The 18,237-nt window shown below is 72.4% G+C and carries 18 protein-coding genes; 11 read left to right on the forward strand and 7 right to left on the reverse strand.

Annotated features, from left to right (window positions below):
- Window positions 1–43 precede the first annotated feature (43 nt).
- The 6 genes from ACIRF9_RS45275 to argG all read left to right on the forward strand — a co-directional run bounded on the left by ACIRF9_RS45275 (window position 44) and on the right by argG (window position 7,306).
- A complete protein-coding gene (locus tag ACIRF9_RS45275; RefSeq protein WP_403835299.1) occupies window positions 44–1,309 on the forward strand; it encodes an ArgE/DapE family deacylase in 1,266 nt (421 codons plus the stop codon).
- Window positions 1,310–1,466: 157 nt separating this feature from the next.
- Window positions 1,467–2,150 (forward strand): hypothetical protein, encoded by a 684-nt coding sequence (locus ACIRF9_RS45280; protein WP_403835301.1) that lies wholly within the window; start codon window positions 1,467–1,469, stop codon window positions 2,148–2,150.
- 143 nt (window positions 2,151–2,293) lie between these two features.
- On the forward strand, window positions 2,294–2,899 hold the full coding sequence (locus ACIRF9_RS45285) for a sigma-70 family RNA polymerase sigma factor (protein ID WP_403835303.1): 606 nt from the start codon (window positions 2,294–2,296) through the stop codon (window positions 2,897–2,899).
- 141 nt (window positions 2,900–3,040) lie between these two features.
- Entirely contained in the window at window positions 3,041–5,410 is a 2,370-nt protein-coding gene (locus tag ACIRF9_RS45290) for a SpoIIE family protein phosphatase (protein ID WP_403835305.1), read from the forward strand.
- Between the two features lie 89 nt (window positions 5,411–5,499).
- Window positions 5,500–5,736 (forward strand): hypothetical protein, encoded by a 237-nt coding sequence (locus ACIRF9_RS45295; protein WP_403835308.1) that lies wholly within the window; start codon window positions 5,500–5,502, stop codon window positions 5,734–5,736.
- A gap of 121 nt (window positions 5,737–5,857) precedes the next feature.
- A complete protein-coding gene (gene argG / locus ACIRF9_RS45300; RefSeq protein ID WP_403835311.1) occupies window positions 5,858–7,306 on the forward strand; it encodes an argininosuccinate synthase in 1,449 nt (482 codons plus the stop codon).
- Between the two features lie 74 nt (window positions 7,307–7,380).
- Here argG and ACIRF9_RS45305 read toward each other — a convergent pair whose 3' ends face one another.
- The gene (locus ACIRF9_RS45305; RefSeq protein ID WP_403835313.1) at window positions 7,381–8,178 is read right to left on the reverse strand and encodes an SAM-dependent methyltransferase; all 798 of its coding nucleotides are present in this window, start codon (window positions 8,176–8,178) and stop codon (window positions 7,381–7,383) included.
- Window positions 8,179–8,259: 81 nt separating this feature from the next.
- Window positions 8,260–9,291: a helix-turn-helix transcriptional regulator gene (locus ACIRF9_RS45310; RefSeq protein WP_403835315.1), complete on the reverse strand. Its 1,032-nt coding sequence runs from the start codon at window positions 9,289–9,291 to the stop codon at window positions 8,260–8,262.
- A gap of 97 nt (window positions 9,292–9,388) precedes the next feature.
- Between ACIRF9_RS45310 and ACIRF9_RS45315 the strand changes: the two genes are divergently transcribed.
- Window positions 9,389–9,811, forward strand: a complete 423-nt coding sequence (locus ACIRF9_RS45315) for a VOC family protein (protein ID WP_403835318.1) — start codon at window positions 9,389–9,391, stop codon at window positions 9,809–9,811.
- A gap of 12 nt (window positions 9,812–9,823) precedes the next feature.
- Here ACIRF9_RS45315 and ACIRF9_RS45320 read toward each other — a convergent pair whose 3' ends face one another.
- Window positions 9,824–10,324: a PaaI family thioesterase gene (locus ACIRF9_RS45320; RefSeq protein WP_403835321.1), complete on the reverse strand. Its 501-nt coding sequence runs from the start codon at window positions 10,322–10,324 to the stop codon at window positions 9,824–9,826.
- A 91-nt stretch (window positions 10,325–10,415) separates the two neighbouring features.
- Here ACIRF9_RS45320 and ACIRF9_RS45325 point away from each other — a divergent pair, with 91 nt between their 5' ends.
- Entirely contained in the window at window positions 10,416–10,883 is a 468-nt protein-coding gene (locus ACIRF9_RS45325; RefSeq protein WP_403835324.1) for a winged helix-turn-helix transcriptional regulator, read from the forward strand.
- A 398-nt stretch (window positions 10,884–11,281) separates the two neighbouring features.
- Here the strand turns inward: ACIRF9_RS45325 and ACIRF9_RS45330 are convergent, their stop codons facing one another.
- Window positions 11,282–11,776, reverse strand: coding sequence for a DUF5994 family protein (locus tag ACIRF9_RS45330; RefSeq protein WP_403835326.1), 495 nt, complete (start codon window positions 11,774–11,776; stop codon window positions 11,282–11,284).
- A gap of 171 nt (window positions 11,777–11,947) precedes the next feature.
- Window positions 11,948–12,193, reverse strand: a complete 246-nt coding sequence (locus ACIRF9_RS45335; RefSeq protein WP_403835328.1) for a hypothetical protein — start codon at window positions 12,191–12,193, stop codon at window positions 11,948–11,950.
- Between the two features lie 295 nt (window positions 12,194–12,488).
- Between ACIRF9_RS45335 and ACIRF9_RS45340 the strand changes: the two genes are divergently transcribed.
- A complete protein-coding gene (locus ACIRF9_RS45340) occupies window positions 12,489–13,187 on the forward strand; it encodes a hypothetical protein (protein ID WP_403835330.1) in 699 nt (232 codons plus the stop codon).
- 33 nt (window positions 13,188–13,220) lie between these two features.
- On the opposite strand, the gene ACIRF9_RS45345 is transcribed toward ACIRF9_RS45340, so the two are convergent.
- Together ACIRF9_RS45345 and ACIRF9_RS45350 are read right to left on the reverse strand one after the other, a co-directional pair.
- A complete protein-coding gene (locus ACIRF9_RS45345) occupies window positions 13,221–14,996 on the reverse strand; it encodes a SpoIIE family protein phosphatase (protein ID WP_403835333.1) in 1,776 nt (591 codons plus the stop codon).
- 180 nt (window positions 14,997–15,176) lie between these two features.
- Window positions 15,177–15,614 carry a hypothetical protein gene (locus ACIRF9_RS45350; RefSeq protein ID WP_010353923.1) on the reverse strand — a complete coding sequence of 146 codons (438 nt, stop codon included), beginning with the start codon at window positions 15,612–15,614 and terminating at the stop codon, window positions 15,177–15,179.
- A 562-nt stretch (window positions 15,615–16,176) separates the two neighbouring features.
- On the opposite strand from ACIRF9_RS45350, the gene hemL reads away from it, so the two are divergent.
- Both hemL and ACIRF9_RS45360 read left to right on the forward strand, forming a co-directional pair.
- The gene (gene hemL / locus ACIRF9_RS45355) at window positions 16,177–17,496 is read left to right on the forward strand and encodes a glutamate-1-semialdehyde 2,1-aminomutase (RefSeq protein ID WP_403835336.1); all 1,320 of its coding nucleotides are present in this window, start codon (window positions 16,177–16,179) and stop codon (window positions 17,494–17,496) included.
- Window positions 17,493–18,197, forward strand: coding sequence for a histidine phosphatase family protein (locus ACIRF9_RS45360; protein ID WP_403835339.1), 705 nt, complete (start codon window positions 17,493–17,495; stop codon window positions 18,195–18,197). The genes hemL and ACIRF9_RS45360 overlap by 4 nt, the downstream gene beginning before the upstream one ends.
- The last annotated feature ends 40 nt before the right edge of the window (window positions 18,198–18,237 follow it).

The raw sequence follows: 18,237 nt of genomic DNA on the forward strand, positions 1-18,237 counted from the left end.
CGCTCACCTCGTCGGAGCAGGGACGACCGAGGGGAACCGACGGGTGCTGAGTGACCAGGAGACGGCCGCGCTGGCGGCGGTCGACGAGACGGACGCCGTACGGACGCTGCTGGAGCTGATCGCCGTACCGAGCGTCACCGGGAGCGCCGCCGAGTCCGAGGCGCAGCACCTCCTCGCCGGGCGGCTCGAGCGGCTCGGGCTGGACGTCGACCTGTGGTCCATGGATCTGCCCGTGCTGCTCGCGCACCCGGACTTCCCCGGCATGGAGGTGCCGCGCGAGGAGGCGTGGGGGCTGGTGGGGCACACGGCCGACGGCGGTGACGGGCCGACGCTGATCCTCCAGGGGCATGTGGACGTCGTACCGCCCGGGGACCCGGCCGCCTGGGCCGGGGATCCGTTCGTACCGCGGGTGACCGGTGACCTCGTGCACGGGCGCGGGGCCTGCGACATGAAGGCCGGGCTGGTGGCGCACCTGGCCGCGCTGGCGGCGATCCGGGCGGCCGGGGTGCGGCTGCGCGGGCGGGTCGCCGTGCACTTCGTCATCGGGGAGGAGGACGGCGGGATCGGCGCCTTCGGCACCCTGCGACGGGGGTACGGCGGTGACGCGTGCGTGATCGCCGAGCCGACCGCCGGGACGGTGATCACCGCCAACGCGGGCGCGCTGACCTTCCGGATCACCGTGCCCGGCAAGGCAGCCCACGCCAGCTCGCGGGAGGCGGGGGTGAGCGCGATCGACGCCTATCTGCCCCTGCACCGGGCGCTGGCCCGGCTGGAGGCCGACCGCAACCGCGACCCCGACCCGCTCCTCGCCGAGTACCCGATCCCGTACTCCCTCTCCGTCGGCACCCTGCGCTCCGGCGACTGGGCGAGCAGCGTGCCCGACGCGCTCGTCGCCGAGGGGCGGCTGGGCGTGCGGCTCGGGGAGGACCCGGCCGAGGCACGGGCGGCGCTGGAGCGGTGTGTGGCGCGGGCGGGGGCCGAGGACCCCTGGCTGCGGGACCACCCGGCGGTGGTGACCTGGCCGGGCGGGCAGTTCGCGAGCGGGCGCCTTGCGGCCGGGCATCCGCTGCGGGACACCGTCGCGGACGCGTACGCCGACGCGACCGGCGCGGCCCGGCCCCGGGAGCGCGGGGCGACGTACGGCAGCGATCTGCGGCACTACACCGGCGCCGGGATCCCGACGCTGCAGTTCGGCCCGGGCGACATCGCGGTCGCGCACAGCGCCCGGGAGCAGGTGTCCGTACGGGAGGTGACCGACGCGGCCCGCGCACTGGTGCTGACGGTGCTGCGGACGGTGGGCGTGAAGTGAGGGATCGCCGGGGGGCCGCCGGAGGAACCCCGCGGACGTGATTTCCCTCCTCTCCGGTGTCGGCGGCCTGTCCGGAGCCGGCCGCGGATGAGCGCGAGCCCGTGGGTTTGCGTACCACCGTGTGACGGCCCCTGTACGGATGCGAGGATGAGGCGCCATGACCGCCGGGTGGTGTTCTCGTACGCTGCGTGCCGCGATGTTCGCGGCCGTGTGCGTGCTGCTCGCCGCCCTGGGGCACGTCCTGATGTCCGGCGTCCATGTGCCCGCGTGGGCCCTGGCTGCCGGGGCCGCCCTGACCGGCGCGGCCGGCTGGTGCCTGGCGGGCCGTGAGCGGGGGCCGGTGACGGTCGTGACCGTCGTCGTGGCCGCGCAGACGGCCCTGCACACGGCGTTCGAGTACGCGCAGTCGGTGGGCGGGGGCGCGGGTACGGCCGCCATGGACATGGGCTCGACGGGCACGGGCTCGACGGGCACCGGGTCCGGCGACCCCATGGGTGCCATGGCCGGCATGGACATGGGCCACATGAGCCACCCGAGTCACATGGGCTCGGGAGACTCCCTCGGCGTGGGCTCCTCCTCGTTCGGGATGCTCGCCGCCCACCTGCTGGCCGCGCTGCTGTGCGGGCTGTGGCTGGCCCACGGCGAGAAGGCCGCGTTCCGTGTGCTGCGGGCGGCGGCCGGGTGGCTGGCGGCTCCGCTGCGGCTGCTCCTCGCCCTGCCCGCCACGCCGGAGCGCCCGCGCGTCCGGCCGCGCCGTCGCCGCTCGGAGCGGACGCCGCGGCTGCTCCTCGTCCACGCGATCACTTCTCGGGGTCCGCCCCTGGGGACCGCTGCCGTCTGACGGCAGCCGGTGACCCGGGCCGCCCGTGTGCGCCCCGGGCTTCGGCCGTACGTGCGCGCAGGCGCCGTAGGGCCGTCTCCCCGTATCCGGACCGCAGGGCCCGTGAGCCCCGCGGCATCCGGACGACCGAGAAGGACACCCAGGTGATCACTTCTGCTCCTACGCCATGCCCCGACGAGTCGATCACGGCGTGGGCGCTGGCCGCACGCTCCGGTGACGCGGTCGCCGTCGAGCGGTTCGTCCGCGCGCTCCACCGGGACGTGCAGCGGTACGTCGCCCATCTGTGCGGCGATCCCCAGGCTGTGGACGACCTCGCCCAGGACACGTTCCTGCGGGCGCTCGGCAGCCTGCACCGGTTCGAGGGCCGTTCCTCGGCGCGCTCCTGGCTGCTGTCCATCGCCCGCCGGGCGGTGACCGACAGCTACCGGTACGCCTCCGCCAGGCCCCGCACGGCCGACGTACCGGACTGGCAGCTGGCCGTCGAGTCGGCGCAGCCGCGCGGGCTGCCCGGCTTCGACGAAGGGATCGTGCTGCTCGACCTGCTGGCCGCGCTGCCGGACGAGCGGCGGGAGGCGTTCGTCCTCACCCAGCTGCTGGGGCTGCCGTACGCGGAGGCGGCGGAGGTCGGCGACTGCCCGGTCGGCACGGTCCGCTCCCGGGTGGCCAGGGCGCGCGCGGCCCTCATGGACCTGCTGGACGAGACGGGGGAGAGGGAGGAGGCGAACGCGCTCGCCTGCGCCGCCGCCTGAACGGTGAACGGCGAATAGCGAACGGTGAATGGTGAATGGTGAACGGTGCCACGAATGGGTAGGAGTGCGACATATCCGTAACCCGGGATGTCCGTCGCCATCCGTCACTATCCGTCACTCAGGAGAGCGAGTTGAGCGGCCATGGAGGCACTCACCGCGCGTGTCACCGTTGACGAGCACGGCACCGTCACCGGGTGGAACGACGGTGCCGAGCGGCTCCTCGGGTACCCGGCCGAGGAGGTCGTGGGCCGGCCGGCGGCCGTACTGCTGGTCGAGGAGCCGGCCGTGCACGGCCTTCCGCCGCTCGCCGGACTGCCCCGTTGGCACGGCACGCTCGCGCTCCGGCACCGGGCGGGCCACCGCCTGGACACCAGGGTCCTGGCCCACCACCGGACGGCGGACGGCGGGTCCCCTGACTGGCTTCTGGTCTCCGCCGTGCCCGGGCCCCGGCTGCGGCCCGAGGACGACGCGCTCATGCGGCGGGGGCTGGTGCAGTCCCCGTCCTGCGCGACCTCGGTGTACGACAAGGACCTGCGCTACCGCCACTCCAGCCGCTCCGCGCAGCGTGCCCTGGGACTGAGCGAGGAGGAGCTGCGCGGGCTGCGGATGACGGACGTGATCCCCACCCTGGTGGCGGCGGAGGTCGAGGAACGGATGCGGCTGGCCCTGGAGACGGGAGAGCCGCAGTACGTCGAGAACCACGCCCGTTCCCCCGGCGAGGCCCGTGAGCACGCCTGGTCCGTCCACCTCTACCGGGTGGAGGACCCGGACGGCCGGGTCTTGGGCGTGGCCGCCACCGGGCACGACATGACGGAGCAGTACTGGGCCCGCAAGCGTCTGCAGCTGATCGCCGCGGCCAGCACCCGGATCGGCAGCACGCTGGACGTGACCCTGACGGCGCAGGAGCTGGCGGACGTGGCGGTGCCGGACCTCGCCGACTTCCTCAGCGTGGACCTGCTGACCTCGTTCGAGGAGGGCCAGGAGGAGCCCGCGAGGGACGGGTCCCTGCTGCTGCGGCGCGTCGCCCACCAGTCCGTGCTGCCCGGCGTGCCCGAGGCGGTCCTCGCACTGGGAGACGTGGACGAGTACCCGCGGGGCTCCCCGCCGTTCGAGAGCCTCCACTCGGGGCGGGCCGTGCGCCGGCAGGTGACCGAGTCCGCGATCTCCGACTGGGTCGCCGACGATCCGGTGCGGACCGCCCGCATCCGTGACTTCGGCTTCCACTCCGTGATGGCCGTGCCCCTGTCGGCGCGCGGCACCACCCTCGGGGTCGTCGTCTTCGCCCGGCACCGGCACCCCGACCCGTTCCAGCAGGACGACCTGATCCTCGCCGAGGAGCTGGCGGCCCGCGCCGCGGTCTGCATCGACAACGCCCGGCGCTACACCCGCGCCCGCGGCACGGCGGTCACCCTGCAGCGCAGTCTGCTGCCGCAGCGGCTGCCCGAGCAGTCCGCGGTGGACGTGGCCTCCCGCTATCTGCCGGCCGGCGCCCGGGCCGGGGTCGGCGGCGACTGGTTCGACGTGATCCCGCTGTCCGGGGCAAGGGTGGCGCTGGTCGTGGGGGACGTCGTGGGCCACGGCATCCACGCCTCGGCGACCATGGGACGGCTGCGGACGGCCGTACGGACCCTCGCCGACATCGATCTGCCGCCCGACGAACTCCTCACGCACCTCGACGACCTGGTGGCCCGGCTGGCCACCGAGGCGGAGGTCCCGGGGAACGGGGAGACCATCGGGGACGTGGGCGCGACCTGCCTCTACGCCGTGTACGACCCGGTCTCGCGGCGGTGCGCGCTCGCCCGGGCCGGGCACCCGCTGCCCGCCCTGGTGAGTCCGGACGGCGTGGTCGAACTGCTCGACCTGCCGGCCGGCCCCCCGCTGGGCCTGGGCGGACTCCCCTTCGAGGCGGTCGAGTTCGACCTGCCCGAGGGCAGTGTGCTCGCCCTCTACACCGACGGCCTGATCGACTCCCGCACCCGCGCCGACGACACCGAGGACCGGGTCTCCCTGCTGTGCCGGAGCCTGGCCGAGCCCGCCGACTCGCTGGACGCGCTGTGCGACACGGTCCTCGCCGGGATGCTGCCGCAGCGGCCCGCCGACGACGTGGCGCTGCTCGTGGCCCGCACCCGGGCGCTCGACGCCTCCCGGGTGGCCATCTGGGACGTGCAGCCCGACCCCGCCGCCGTAGCCGAGACCCGCAAGAACGTCGTCGACCGGCTGGAGGCCTGGGGGCTGACCGACGCGGCCTTCGTCACCGAACTGATCGTCAGTGAGCTGGTCACCAACGCCATCCGGCACGCCGAACCCCCGGTCCAGCTGCGGCTCATCCTCGACCGCGTCCTCATCTGCGAGGTCTCCGACGCCAGCAGCACGGCCCCGCACATGCGCCGCGCCCGCACCTACGACGAGGGCGGCCGGGGCCTGCTCCTGGTCGCCCAGCTCACCGAGCGCTGGGGGACCCGGCCCGGCACCAAGGGCGGGAAGACGATCTGGGCGGAACAGAGCGTCTAGGCGTCCGGAGAAGGCGGACGTGATGAATCTGTGCGGGAAGCGTGGAAAACCCGTGGCGTTGAATGGCATGAACCTGATCAACTGGCCGCATGCTCGGACTCGTCCTCCGCGTCCTCCCGTTCTGGGTGCGCGAACCCCTGCTCATCGTCTTCGGCGCCTTCTTCGCCGGCTTCCTCTTCTACGCCTCCGTCGCCCGGGACGGCGGCTGGGCCATGGCCGGCATCGGCGCCGCCGTCGTGCTGTTCACCGCCATCCGCGTACACACCGTCCGTAAGGCCTGGCAGGCCCGCCGGCTGCTCAAGGAGGCGAGCGAAGCCGGAGCGTGACGCCCGTGTCGAAGGCCGTCACCCACCCCCGAAAGAACCGTGCGCCCGGGCTCGATGTGACCCCCATCACAGCCGCCTGCTCAACTTTGCATGGTCATGCGTTCTGCTGCATACTCTTCCTATGTCCAAGGTCCTCACCTCCCTTCCGGTCGGCGAGCGCGTCGGCATCGCCTTCTCCGGCGGACTCGACACGTCGGTCGCCGTCGCGTGGATGCGCGACAAGGGCGCCGTCCCGTGCACCTACACCGCTGACATCGGCCAGTACGACGAGCCCGACATCGCCTCGGTGCCCGGCCGTGCGCACACCTACGGCGCCGAGATCGCGCGCCTGGTCGACTGCCGCGCGGCGCTGGTCGAGGAGGGCCTGGCCGCGCTCGCCTGCGGTGCGTTCCACATCCGCTCCGGCGGGCGGGCGTACTTCAACACCACGCCGCTCGGCCGTGCCGTCACCGGCACGCTCCTGGTCCGGGCGATGCTCGAGGACGACGTCCAGATCTGGGGCGACGGCTCGACCTTCAAGGGCAACGACATCGAGCGGTTCTACCGTTACGGCCTGCTCGCCAACCCGCACCTGCGGATCTACAAGCCCTGGCTGGACGCCGACTTCGTGACCGAGCTCGGCGGCCGCAAGGAGATGTCCGAGTGGCTCGTCGCCCACGGGCTGCCCTACCGGGACAGCACCGAGAAGGCGTACTCCACCGACGCCAACATCTGGGGCGCCACCCACGAGGCGAAGACGCTGGAGCACCTGGACACCGGCATCGAGACCGTCGAGCCCATCATGGGCGTGCGGTTCTGGGACCCGTCGGTCGAGATCGCCGCCGAGGACGTGACGATCGGCTTCGACCAGGGCCGCCCGGTCACCGTCAACGGCAAGGAGTTCGGCTCCGCCGTCGAGCTGGTGATGGAGGCCAACGCGATCGGCGGCCGGCACGGCCTCGGCATGTCCGACCAGATCGAGAACCGGATCATCGAGGCCAAGAGCCGCGGCATCTACGAGGCGCCCGGCATGGCCCTGCTGCACGCCGCCTACGAGCGCCTCGTCAACGCCATCCACAACGAGGACACCGTCGCCCAGTACCACAACGAGGGACGGCGTCTCGGCCGGCTGATGTACGAGGGCCGCTGGCTGGACCCGCAGGCGCTGATGGTCCGCGAGTCCCTGCAGCGCTGGGTCGGCGCCGCCGTCACCGGCGAGGTCACCCTCCGCCTGCGGCGCGGCGAGGACTACTCGATCCTCGACACCACGGGCCCGGCCTTCAGCTACCACCCGGACAAGCTGTCCATGGAGCGCACCGAGGACTCCGCGTTCGGCCCGGTCGACCGGATCGGCCAGCTCACCATGCGCAACCTCGACATCGCCGACTCGCGCTCCAAGCTGGAGCAGTACGTCGGCCTCGGCCTGCTCGGGGCCACGGCGACCCCCGCCCTCGGCGCGGCCCAGGCCGCCGCGACCGGCCTGATCGGCACCCTCCCCGAGGGCGGCGCCGAGGCCATCGCCTCCCGCGGCGAGGTCTCCGAGGAGGACGCGCTGCTGGACCGCGCGGCGATGGAGTCCGGCACGGACTGACGCGACACCGGCTCACGCGGAAAGGCCGGTTCGGCGCGAGGGCGCCGAACCGGCCTTTTCCGCGGTGCGGGTGGTCAGCCGTTCTTGCGGGCCACACCGCCGTAGAAGCCGATCGGGGGCAGGGCGGGGTCGACGGGCTCGGTGGGGCGCCAGTCCGGGACCAGGACCAGGCCCGGCTCGACCAGGGTCCAGTCGCGGAAGAACTCCAGGACCCTGGCGTGCTTGCGGGGGTTCATGCTGGCGGTGGCGCTGTTGTAGATCTTCACCGCGTCCGAGCGCCCGCCCTCGTCGAAGAGGTCGACCGTCGCGTGGGACAGGATGAGGTACGACCCCGTGGGCAGCGCGTCGAGCAGGGTGGCGAGGAGCGCGTCCGGGTCCTCCGCCTCGGTGACGAAGTGCAGGATGGCCACCAGCATCACCGCCACCGGCTGGTCGAAGTCGATGACCTTGCGTACGTCGGGGTGGTCGAGGATGCCCCGGGGGTCGCGCAGGTCCGCGAGGACGACGGAGGTGTGGACGTCGTCGTCGTCCAGCAGGGTCCGTGAATGGGCGCTGACGATCGGGTCGTTGTCGACGTAGGCGATCCGGGTCTCGGGGGCGACGGCGCGCGCGATCTGGTGCACGTTGGGCTCGGTCGGCAGGCCGGTGCCGATGTCGAGGATCTGCCGTATGCCGCCTTCCTCGACGACGTGCCGCACGGCGCGCCGCATGAAGGCCCGGTTGGCCCGGACGGCCACCCGCACCTCCGGGGCCGCCTTGATGAACTGCTCGGCGGCTTCCTGATCGACCTCGTAGTTGTCCTTCCCGCCGAGGAAGTAGTCGTACATCCGGGCCGGGTGGGGCTTGCTCGTGTCGATCTTGGGAGAGGTCATACCGCCTGGCTCCGTCCTGGACTTGCGTCCCGCCCGCCGAATGAACCATGGAGAGAACCATGGTGAGTGACTGTCAGATCATCATTTTGGCATGGCGCCGCCGTGTCGATCGCCTTCCGATGGTCTCGCCGCACGGGCGTAGCGGGCGGCGAGATCTCCGAAGGCCGAGGCCAGTTGGGGTGGGCCGATGACCTCGATCTCGGTGTCGAAGCGGCCGAGGGCGGCGGCGAGTCCGGCCCAAGACCAGGAGCCGAGGGTGAGTCGGCAGTGATGGGGGCCGAGTTCCTCGACGACTCCGTCCTGGACGAAGGGGGCGACGTCGGCGGCCGGGAGGTGCAGGACGACCTCGCCCTGGCAGGGCCAGTCGGTGGTGGTGCCGTCGTTGCCGCGGAACCGGCTGGTGAGGAAGGCGGAGACATGGCCGCCGGGGATCTCGCGGGGGGCGAAGCGGGGGCCGGTGGGGGTGCGGGGCCGCACGCGGTCGACGCGGAAGGTGCGCCAGTCCTCGCGGTCGAGGTCCCAGGCCACGAGGTACCAGCGATGGCGCCAGGTGACCAGGTGGTGGGGTTGCACGCGGCGGGGGGCATCGGCGGAGCCGTTCGGGCCCAGGCACCCCGGGCCCGGGGTGTAGTCGAAGCGCAGTTCCTCGCGGGCGTGGATGGCGCGGCTCAGGTCCACCAGGACCTGGGTGGCGACCTGAGGGGTGTCGTGGGCCGCCGGCGGTGGGACGGCGGTGATGCGCAGCAGGTCGACGCGGTGGCGCAGACGGGGTGGCAGGACCTGGCGGAGCGTGGCCAGGGCCCGGACGGCGTCTTCGGCGACCGCGGTGCCGGTGCCGCCGGTGGCCGCGGACCGCAGCGCCACGGCCAGGGCGACCGCCTGGTCGTCGTCGAACAGCATGGGCGGCATGCGCGTACCGGCCTCCAGGCGGTAGCCGCCGGCCGGTCCCTTGACGGTCGTGATCAGGTAGCCCAGTTCGCGCAGGCGGTCGATGTCACGGCGCACGGTGCGCGAGGTGATGTCGAGACGCTCGGCGAGATCCTCGCCGGACCGGTCGCGGTGCGTCTGGAGCAGCGAGAGCAGTGCGAGCAGCCGGGAGGACGTCTTGTGCATGGGATTCATCCTCCCCGCGGTACAGGACACACCCTGTCCTCTACCTCCGCCATGGTGGCGTACGAGCCGTTCGGCTCACCGAGGCAAGGAGCAGATCATGTCCGTCACGACCACCACCCACCTGAACTTCCGGGGCACCGCACGTGAGGCGCTGGACTTCTACCAGTCCGTCTTCGGCGGCCGTACCGTCACGGTCACCTACAAGGACGCGGGCGCCGTGCGTAACGACAGCGAGGCGGACTGGGTGATGTGGGGCGAGGTGGCCGGCGAGGGCGGCTTTCACGTCATGGCCTACGACGTCCCCTCGCAACTGCCCTGGAACCAGGGCGAGAACCCGTTCTTCGTCTCCGTGCGCGGTGACGACACCGAGGAGATCGGCGCCCTGTGGGGCAGGCTCGCCGAGGGCTCCACCGTCGTACGTCCGCTGGAGCCCGCGCAGTGGGCGCCGCTGTACGGCATGCTCACCGACCGCTTCGGCGTCACCTGGGTCCTGGACGTCGCCGCCCCGTACAACGGCTGAGCCGCCCGGCCCTCAGACCGCGGACGGGGGCACCGAGAACAGCATGCAGCTGCTGGTGGCGTGCGCCAGCAGGCGGTCGTCCGCGTCGACCAGCCTGGCCTCGGCGAGCGCGGTCTGCCGGCCTCGGCTGACGACCGTGCCGATGGCGCGGACCCGGCCCGTGTCCGCCGTGATCCGCTTGAGGAACTTCACGGTCAGGTCGAGCGAGGTGTACCCCATGCCCGGCGGGAGGGTGGATTGCACGGCGCAGCCCGCCGCCGAGTCGAGCAGGGTGGCGTAGACGCCGCCGTGCACGCTGCCGATCGGGTTGTAGTGCTCCTCGCCCGGCGTGATCGAGAACACCGCCCTGCCCTCGTCCACCTCGTCGAGCACGAAGTCGAGGGTGGCCGAGACGGGCGGCCCGGGCAGCCGGCCGGCCTGCATCTCGCGCAGGAAGTCCAGGCCGGAGGTGCGCCCCACGGCGGCGGCCGTGATCGCGGGGTCCTCCCACTCGTACGTGCGTGACCGTCCCATGGCTCGGCATCCTCCCCGTCTGGCTTCGTCGATTGAAGCTAGCCTGCGCACACCTGACTGTCAAAGGTGAAGTCAGCGCTAGCATGGGGGGATGGAGTGGCTCGAGGCCGGCACGGAGAACTGTCCCGTCCAGCGCACGCTGGATCTGGTCGGGGAGAAGTGGACGCTGCTGATCTTGCGGGACGCCGTCAACGGCGTACGCCGGTTCGACGACTTCCGGCGCCACATCGGCCTGTCGGAGGCGGTCCTGAGCGATCGCCTCCGGAAGCTGACCGCGGCCGGCGTCCTGACGACCGTCGCCTACCGGGAGCCGGGCAGCCGCTCCCGCAACGAGTACCGGCTGACCCGCAAGGGGTGGGACCTGTGGCCCGTACTCGTCGCACTGCGCCAGTGGGGCGACACCTACGCCCCGGATCCCGCGGGCCCGGTCCTGGACATGCGCCACGCCGAGTGCGGGGCCCCGGTCCGCGTCGTCGTCGAGTGCGCGGAGGAGCATGCCGCCCTGACCCCCAGGGAGGTCTCCGCCCGGCCGGGCCCCGGCGCGCGCCGCCGGGCGTGACGCGCCCTGCGCATGGGGGCTCTCGACGCCCTACGCGGACATGACGGCAGGTCGGCCATGTCGTCACGACGTCGGAAGACGGCTCCGGCAGCCCCACCGGTTGCCGCCGGACAGTCTGGCGGCGACAACCGGGCTGAGCGGGCCGCACCGGCCTCGTGCGGCTTGCGGCTCATTGCCGAACCATTGGCCCCTACGGGACGCGGTTCGCGCGTTCGGCCCGCTCCCGGTCCGGGTGCCACATCCTCGGCCTTCCAACCCGCACACCACGCGCGACCTGCCGTCGCACCGGCGACGTCACCGATCGAGCGCACGCTCGTCGGCGTTGTCGTGGGCGATGCGTATCCAGCCGCCCCCGGGCGCGGCCACCGCGGCCCCGGGCGCCGGAGGGGCGACGTGCCTCATCGCGCCTCCCCCGTCGGGCCCCCGAGCCGACCGGTCTCGGCGAGCGTCAGCATCCGCGCGGCGGTCAGTCGGTTGCCGGGGTCGGCTGCGGCGGCCAGCAGCCGGGCGGCTGTTCCGGCAGGCTCCTCGGGTGGGACGACCAGGAGTACCCATCGCCCCACGGAGCCGCAGTCCAGGGTGATGACATGTGCATCGCTTCCGGGCCCGGCCGGCTCCACGGCGATCACCCGGCCGGGCGCCATGACCGTGCGTGGGGCGCCGGGCCATTCGGTGGGGTCCACGATGACTTGTACCGTCGCGCTCGAGTCCGGCTCCAACGAGCCGATGAGCGCGGGAAGTTCGAGTTCCAGCGCGTCACAGCGCGGCCACCAGGCCCCGTCCAGCGGGCCGTGGCTGACGTCCGGGGTGAGGGTCAGGCGGGGCAGGGGCATGCGGTACGTGTGTGTGGTGGCGGCGGACGCGCCCACGGCCGGTGCTTTGCTGGGTTCCATCGTGCGGTCCCGTTCCGGGGGAGCCGTGAGACGACCGCCCGTTTCGTCACTCGCCGGGAACGGCACCGCCGAACGCGCTGCAGAAAAGCTCTCGGTACGTTCAGGCTACCCCTGGTGGAGCGGAAGCAGGCGCATCAGTCTTCCGACTGTGCCCTCCGTGCTTTCGCGGGGTCACACCTCGTCGACGTGCGTGGGTGCCTGCTCTGTCGAGGTGCTGGCCGCGAGCCAGGACTGTGCGGGTTCCACGACGTGCGTGGTGTCGAGAGTGAGATGGAGCCGGGTGCCTCCTCCCTGGCCGGCCGGGTAGCTGCGCTGCTCGGTCGAGGCGAAGCAGCGGCGGAGGATTTCGGCGACGCGCCGGGCGACCTCCGGCGTCGCGGCCACGATACGGACCTCGGCGTGACCCTCGGAAGGCAAGGGCTCGTGCTCCACAGGAACCTCCTGACAGGCGACGGGTACGCACCACCAGTGCGGTCGCTGCCTCCTCTGAAGGGTATGCCGGATGAGCCCGGCCATGCGTACTCCCGGCCGACCGACGGTCCGGCCGCCCGACCCGCGGTGGGCCGCCGCCGGGCCACCGCGGCCGGCCCGGCCGGGAGTACGGTGGAGACACCGAGGGCATGCCGCGCACCGGCTCCGACACCGGTGCCGCTCCCGGAGATCGACGACACCGGGGCGGCCTTCGTCCGTACCCGGGACAGGGTCCCCCCCCATGACCGCGCACCTGTTCCTCCCCACGACTCCCGCGACCCCGACGGCCTCGGATCTTCCCGCGCCACGGCCCGCACCGGACAAGCGGCGCCGTCCCGCTCCGGGCCGACCGAAGCGGGAGCGGGGATCATCGCCGTACCAGGGCGAACGCATCCACCCACTGACACGCGGTCAGGTCGAGGACCGGCGGCAGGAGTTGGGCGACCTGTACGCGGAGATCTCCGGCGGCGGCCCATGGGCGTGGAACCAGGCGCGTGCCGCGTTCCTGCGGCATCTCGCGGCCGACGCACGACGGCCGGGTTTCTCGCTGCTGATCGCCGAGAGCCCCCGCCTCACCGGATGCGCCTACGGCTTTCCCGCGGACGGCGCAGGCCCGTGGTGGGCGGGGTTCGACGGACACGTTCGGGGCAGCCTGCTCCGCCGCGCCGCCCTCGGGCGGCTCTTCGTCGTCTCCGGGATCGTCGTTCCGTCCCGCGTGTGCCGGGAGTACCAGGACCGTGCCTGGAACCTCGCCCGGCGCCTGCAGCGGCGACTCCTCGCCGACCACGGCGCCGCGCTCGGGGTCACGCTGGCGGACCCGCGGGACGACAGGGCTGTTGAAACATTGAGGTCCTGGGGGTGGCGGAGCGCCGGAGACGACACCCTGACGGCCGCGCTGCCCGGCCCGTTCCGCGTTCTGGTGCTGGCTCCGGGAACGTGAGCAGCCCCGGCGTCGATCATCCCCCGGCCCGGTTCAGGGCATGGGCAGGCGCAGGGCGAGGAGGGCGATGTCGTCGGTGCTGCCGGAGGGCACCCGAGCGGACAACCGGTCGCAGAGAGTGTCCAGCGGTTCGTGCACGAGGGCGAGGGCATGGCGGCGCAGTCGGTCGAGCCCGGCGTCCAGGTCGCTGCCGGGAACCTCGATCAGGCCATCGGTGTACAGAAGGAGCGTGGACCCGGGCGGCAGGGCGTGGACGGCGCTCGGCCGATGGTTGCCGCCGCCCAGGTGGGTTCCCAGGATCAGTCCCTGCCCGGCTTCGAGGTACCGCGCGTTCCCGTCCGGGGTCAGCAGCAGGGGCGGCGGGTGCCCGGCACTGGTCCAGTGCAGCGTCCACGGACCGGTGTCCGGGCCGTCCACGCGGGCGAGGACGAGGGTGGCCATCGACACGCTCGTGATGGCGTGCATGGCGTCGTCGAGTCGGTCCACGACGGCACCGGTCGGTCCGGTGTGGTCCCAGGCGAGGGAGCGCAGAATGCCGTGCAACTGCGCCATCCCGGCCGCGGCGGTCAGATCGTGCCCCACGACGTCGCCGATGACCAGGGCGAGCGTGCCGTCCCTCAGCGTGAACGCGTCGTACCAGTCGCCACCGACCTGCGAGCCGGCCGGAGCGGGCTGGTACCGGGCCGCCAGTTGGAGTCGGCCGTGCTCGGGCAGCGGGGGCAGGAGGTTGCGCTGCATGGCCTCGGCGATCTCGCGCTGTCTGCCGAACCGGCGGGCGTTGTCGATGACCGGGCCGACCCGGCGGCCGATGTCGCTCGCCACGTCCAGGTCGCCGGTGTCGAAGGGCCGTGCCGGGTCGTTGCGCACCAGTGTCAGGGCGCCGGTGACCTGCTGGCCGGCCTTGAGCGGCACCGTGATGACCGATGTCGCGCCGGTCGCTTCGAGGAAGGCGTGGTGGACGGCGGCCAACGGGGAGTCGGGCGGTGCCTCCGTGGCCGAACGGTCCCGCAGGACGGGACCGCCTCCGTTCAGCACCTGGACCAGGGGCGAGTGGGCCGTTTCCCCGGCCGGCGGGAGGTGTCCGCGCCAGTCCTCCTGCCCGGCGTCGCGGCCCTCCGGGCCGGTCACGGCCACCCGGTGCACCTGATGGGAGCCGACCCGCAGGTCCACCGCCGCGAAGTCGGCGAAGCGGGGAACCAGGAGCCGGCTCAACCGGGCGAGGGCCTCGTCCATCTCCAGGGTCTGACCGAGCACCTCGGTGATCTCCGTGACGAGCGTCAACCGCTCGGCGAGGCTCTCCAGAGCGGTCGTACGAGCGGCTCGTTCCGCCTGCTCGGCACGTTCCGCCCGTTCGGTGTGTTCCGCCCGCTCGGCACGTTCCGCGCGTTCCCGGTGGGCGCGGTGGTCCGCCGCGGTCTCGATGATGAGCACGACCATGCCCTGGGAGACACCGTCCTGCGTCAGAGGAGTGGCCGACCACGAGATCGGGACGAGCCGTCCGTCGCTCCGCAGGCACCTGTCGTCGTCCCCGCGCGCCGGACGCCCCTCGGCCAGTGCCTGCAGCAGCGGGCAGCGCTCGCGTGGGATCCGGGCGCCTCCCGGATCCCGATGGCACAGGTCGTGCAGGTCCTGCCCGTACATCACCGCTGCCGTGCGCGCCAGCAGCCGTTCGCCGGCCGGGTTGACCGCGACGATCCGCCCCGCCGGGTCGATCATGGTCACGGCCGTGCCCAGCTGCTCGACGAACCGCTGCCACAGTCCCGGTTCCGCCGCCGGCAGCCGCCATTCGCGCTCTTCGCCGGGCGTCACGTTCTCCACCATGCCGCCTGCCCGGTCACGGCGCACTCCACCACCGGTGCCTCGGCCTCTGAGGTCGCGGAAGACGCCGGTGCCCGACGGTCCCGCTCGGCCACTCGGACCCGGGCTTCACCTCGCGGACGTACACGCACCTGCTGCCGTCCAGCGTGACCCGCTCAGTGAAACCCCGGCTCAGGGCCACACAAGGCAGTACGGCTGATGCCCCGCCTCATGCAGCCGGTGCGAGAAGTCCTGCCACTCGTGCAGCAGCTGGTACACGTTGAACGCGTCCCGGGGCCCGCCCCGGTCGGGGACCGTCGACCAGATGAAGGCCGCCGCGCCGACCGCCTCCTCGCCTATGTCCCGGAGGGGGTCCACGACCGTCATGGGCAGCTTCACGACCGCGTAGTCGGGGTGCAGGACGACCAGCTCGAGCGGGGGCACCTTGTGCAGGGGGACGCCTTCGATGCCCGTCAGGACCATCGCGGCCATCGTCTCCGGCTTGATCTTGGTGAACATGCCGTTCATGCCGAGCTCGTCGCCGCCGAGTTCCTCGGGGCGCATCGAGATAGGGACGCGGGCCGCCGTCGCGCCGTCCGGCGCGCCGAAGTACTTGTACGTCACCCCCACCCGACCACCATTCCTGCTCCCCGCCCTGAGGCGATCGACCCGGCGGTCGACGCGCCGGTCGATCCGCTCGGGCTCATTCGGTCCACCCTGATTCGCGCCCTGGTTCATGCCCTGGCTCTGACGTGCTTCGTTGGCTTCCTCCGCGTCGCGCCGGTGCCTTCCCCGATGGGCACGTCGAGGACCCAGGTCATCCGTCCCCTCGCCCAGTCCGCCACCGCGATGCATATCTCCACCCGACTGCTTTTCTAGGACGCGTGGCCCCGGCCGCGCAACCCGATCATCGTGTCAGTGACCTCCCCCACGGCCGCCCGCCGAAACGTGCGTTGAAACACCTGTCCGCAGGATCTTCGCAGCCACTGGACACACGGTCGTTGTGAGCTACGTCTATCAGGCTCAGTCCTTCTCAGTTTCGCAGATGACGGCAGCCGGTCAGGGGGCAGCGGGGCAGGTCCCGGCCCTCCCCGGACCGGCCCCGGTGCCCGCCGCCCCCACTGGCCTACCCTGGGGAGTCACTGGCAACCGGAGTCCAGCAAGTCGGAGAAGGTCGGAGAAGCCGCAGGTCATGAGCGAACTGCCCTATTCATACGATGTACCTGTCTCGCAGGAACTGTTCGACCGAGCGGCCGCCGTCACACCGGGTGGCGTGAACTCGCCGGTCCGCGCCTTCCGTGCCGTGGGCGGAACGCCCCGCTTCATGGTGTCCGGCAAGGGTCCGTACCTGACCGACGCCGACGGGCGGGAGTACGTCGACCTCGTCTGCTCCTGGGGGCCCATGATCCTCGGGCACTCCCACCCCGAGGTGATCGCCGCCGTGCAGGAGGCCGTCGCCCGCGGTACCTCCTTCGGTACGCCCGGTGAGGGCGAGGTCGCGCTCGCCGAGGAGATCGTGGCGCGCGTGGAGCCCGTCGAGCAGGTGCGGCTCGTGTCCAGCGGGACCGAGGCGACCATGTCGGCCATCCGGCTCGCCCGCGGGTTCACCCGACGGACCAAGGTGATCAAGTTCGCCGGCTGCTACCACGGGCACGTCGACTCGCTCCTCGCCGCTGCCGGGTCCGGTGTCGCCACGTTTGCCCTTCCGGACACCCCCGGCGTCACCGGGGCCCAGGCCGGCGACACCATCGTGCTGCCGTACAACGACCTGGAGGCCGTGCAGGAGGCCTTCCACCGGCACCCCGGGGAGATCGCCTGTGTGATCACCGAGGCCTCGCCGGGGAACATGGGTGTCGTGCCGCCCCTGCCCGGGTTCAACCAGGGCCTCAAGGACGCCTGCCGGGCGAACGGCGCGCTCTACATCTCCGACGAGGTCATGACCGGCTTCCGTACCAGCCGCGCCGGCTGGTACGGCATCGACGGGGTCAGGCCCGACCTGATGACCTTCGGGAAGGTCATGGGAGGCGGGTTCCCCGCCGCCGCCTTCGGGGGCCGCGCCGACGTCATGGCGCACCTCGCGCCCGCCGGGCCCGTCTACCAGGCCGGCACCCTCTCCGGGAACCCGGTCGCCACCGCCGCCGGCCTCGCCCAGCTCCGCCTCCTCGACGACGCCGCGTACGACAAGGTCAACGCGGTCTCGGAGCAGATCCAGACGCTCGTCTCCGGGGCGCTCACCAAGGAGGGTGTAGCGCACACCCTGCAGAGCGCCTCCAACATGTTCTCCGTCTTCTTCACGGACCGCCCGGTCCGCACCTACGAGGACGCCAAGGCGCAGGAGTCCTTCCGCTTCACCGCCTTCTTCCACTCGCTGCTGGCGAACGGCGTGTATCTGCCGCCGTCGTCCTTCGAGTCCTGGTTCGTGTCCACGGCCCACGACGACCGGGCCATCCAGCGGATCGCCGACGCCCTCCCGGCGGCGGCCCGAGCGGCTGCGGAGGCCACAGCAGCATGACCAGCCCCAACAGCAACAACGACATCACCGTCGTCCACCTCATGCGGCACGGCGAGGTCGACAACCCGGACGGGGTCCTCTACGGCCGTCTCGCCGGCTACCACCTCTCCGAGCTCGGCCGGCAGATGGCCGACCGGGTCGCCGAGCACCTCTCCTCCCGCGATGTGACGTACGTCGTCGCCTCGCCGCTGGAGCGGGCGCAGGAGACGGCGACCCCGATCGCCAAGGCGCACGGGCTCGACCTCGCCACCGACGGGCGGCTCATCGAGGCCGACAACGTCTTCCAGGGCAAGACCTTCGGGGTCGGCGACGGGGCGCTCAAGAACCCGGAGAACTGGAAGCATCTCGTCAACCCGTTCAAGCCGTCCTGGGGCGAGCCGTACGTCGACCAGGTCGTCCGGATGAAGGGGGCGCTCGACGCCGCCAAGGACGCGGCCCGTGGGCACGAGGCCGTGCTGGTCAGCCATCAGCTGCCGATCTGGATCGTGCGGTCCTACATCGAGCGGCGCCGGCTGTGGCACGACCCGCGCAAGCGGCAGTGCACCCTCGCCTCGCTGACGACCTTCACCTACCTGGGCGACAGGATCGTCTCCGTCGGCTACACCGAGCCCGCCATCGATCTCGTCCCGGCCCACCTCCGGGCCGGTGCCAAGCCGGTGAAGGGGGCGGCGCCGGGGCAGGGCAAGGCCTTCGGCGCATAGCGCCCGGCGCGCGACGCATTTCGGTCACGTCTGGGTGCTT

It is taken from the genome of Streptomyces sp. NPDC096132 (genome assembly GCF_044763345.1).
In the GTDB taxonomy this organism is placed as follows: domain Bacteria; phylum Actinomycetota; class Actinomycetes; order Streptomycetales; family Streptomycetaceae; genus Streptomyces.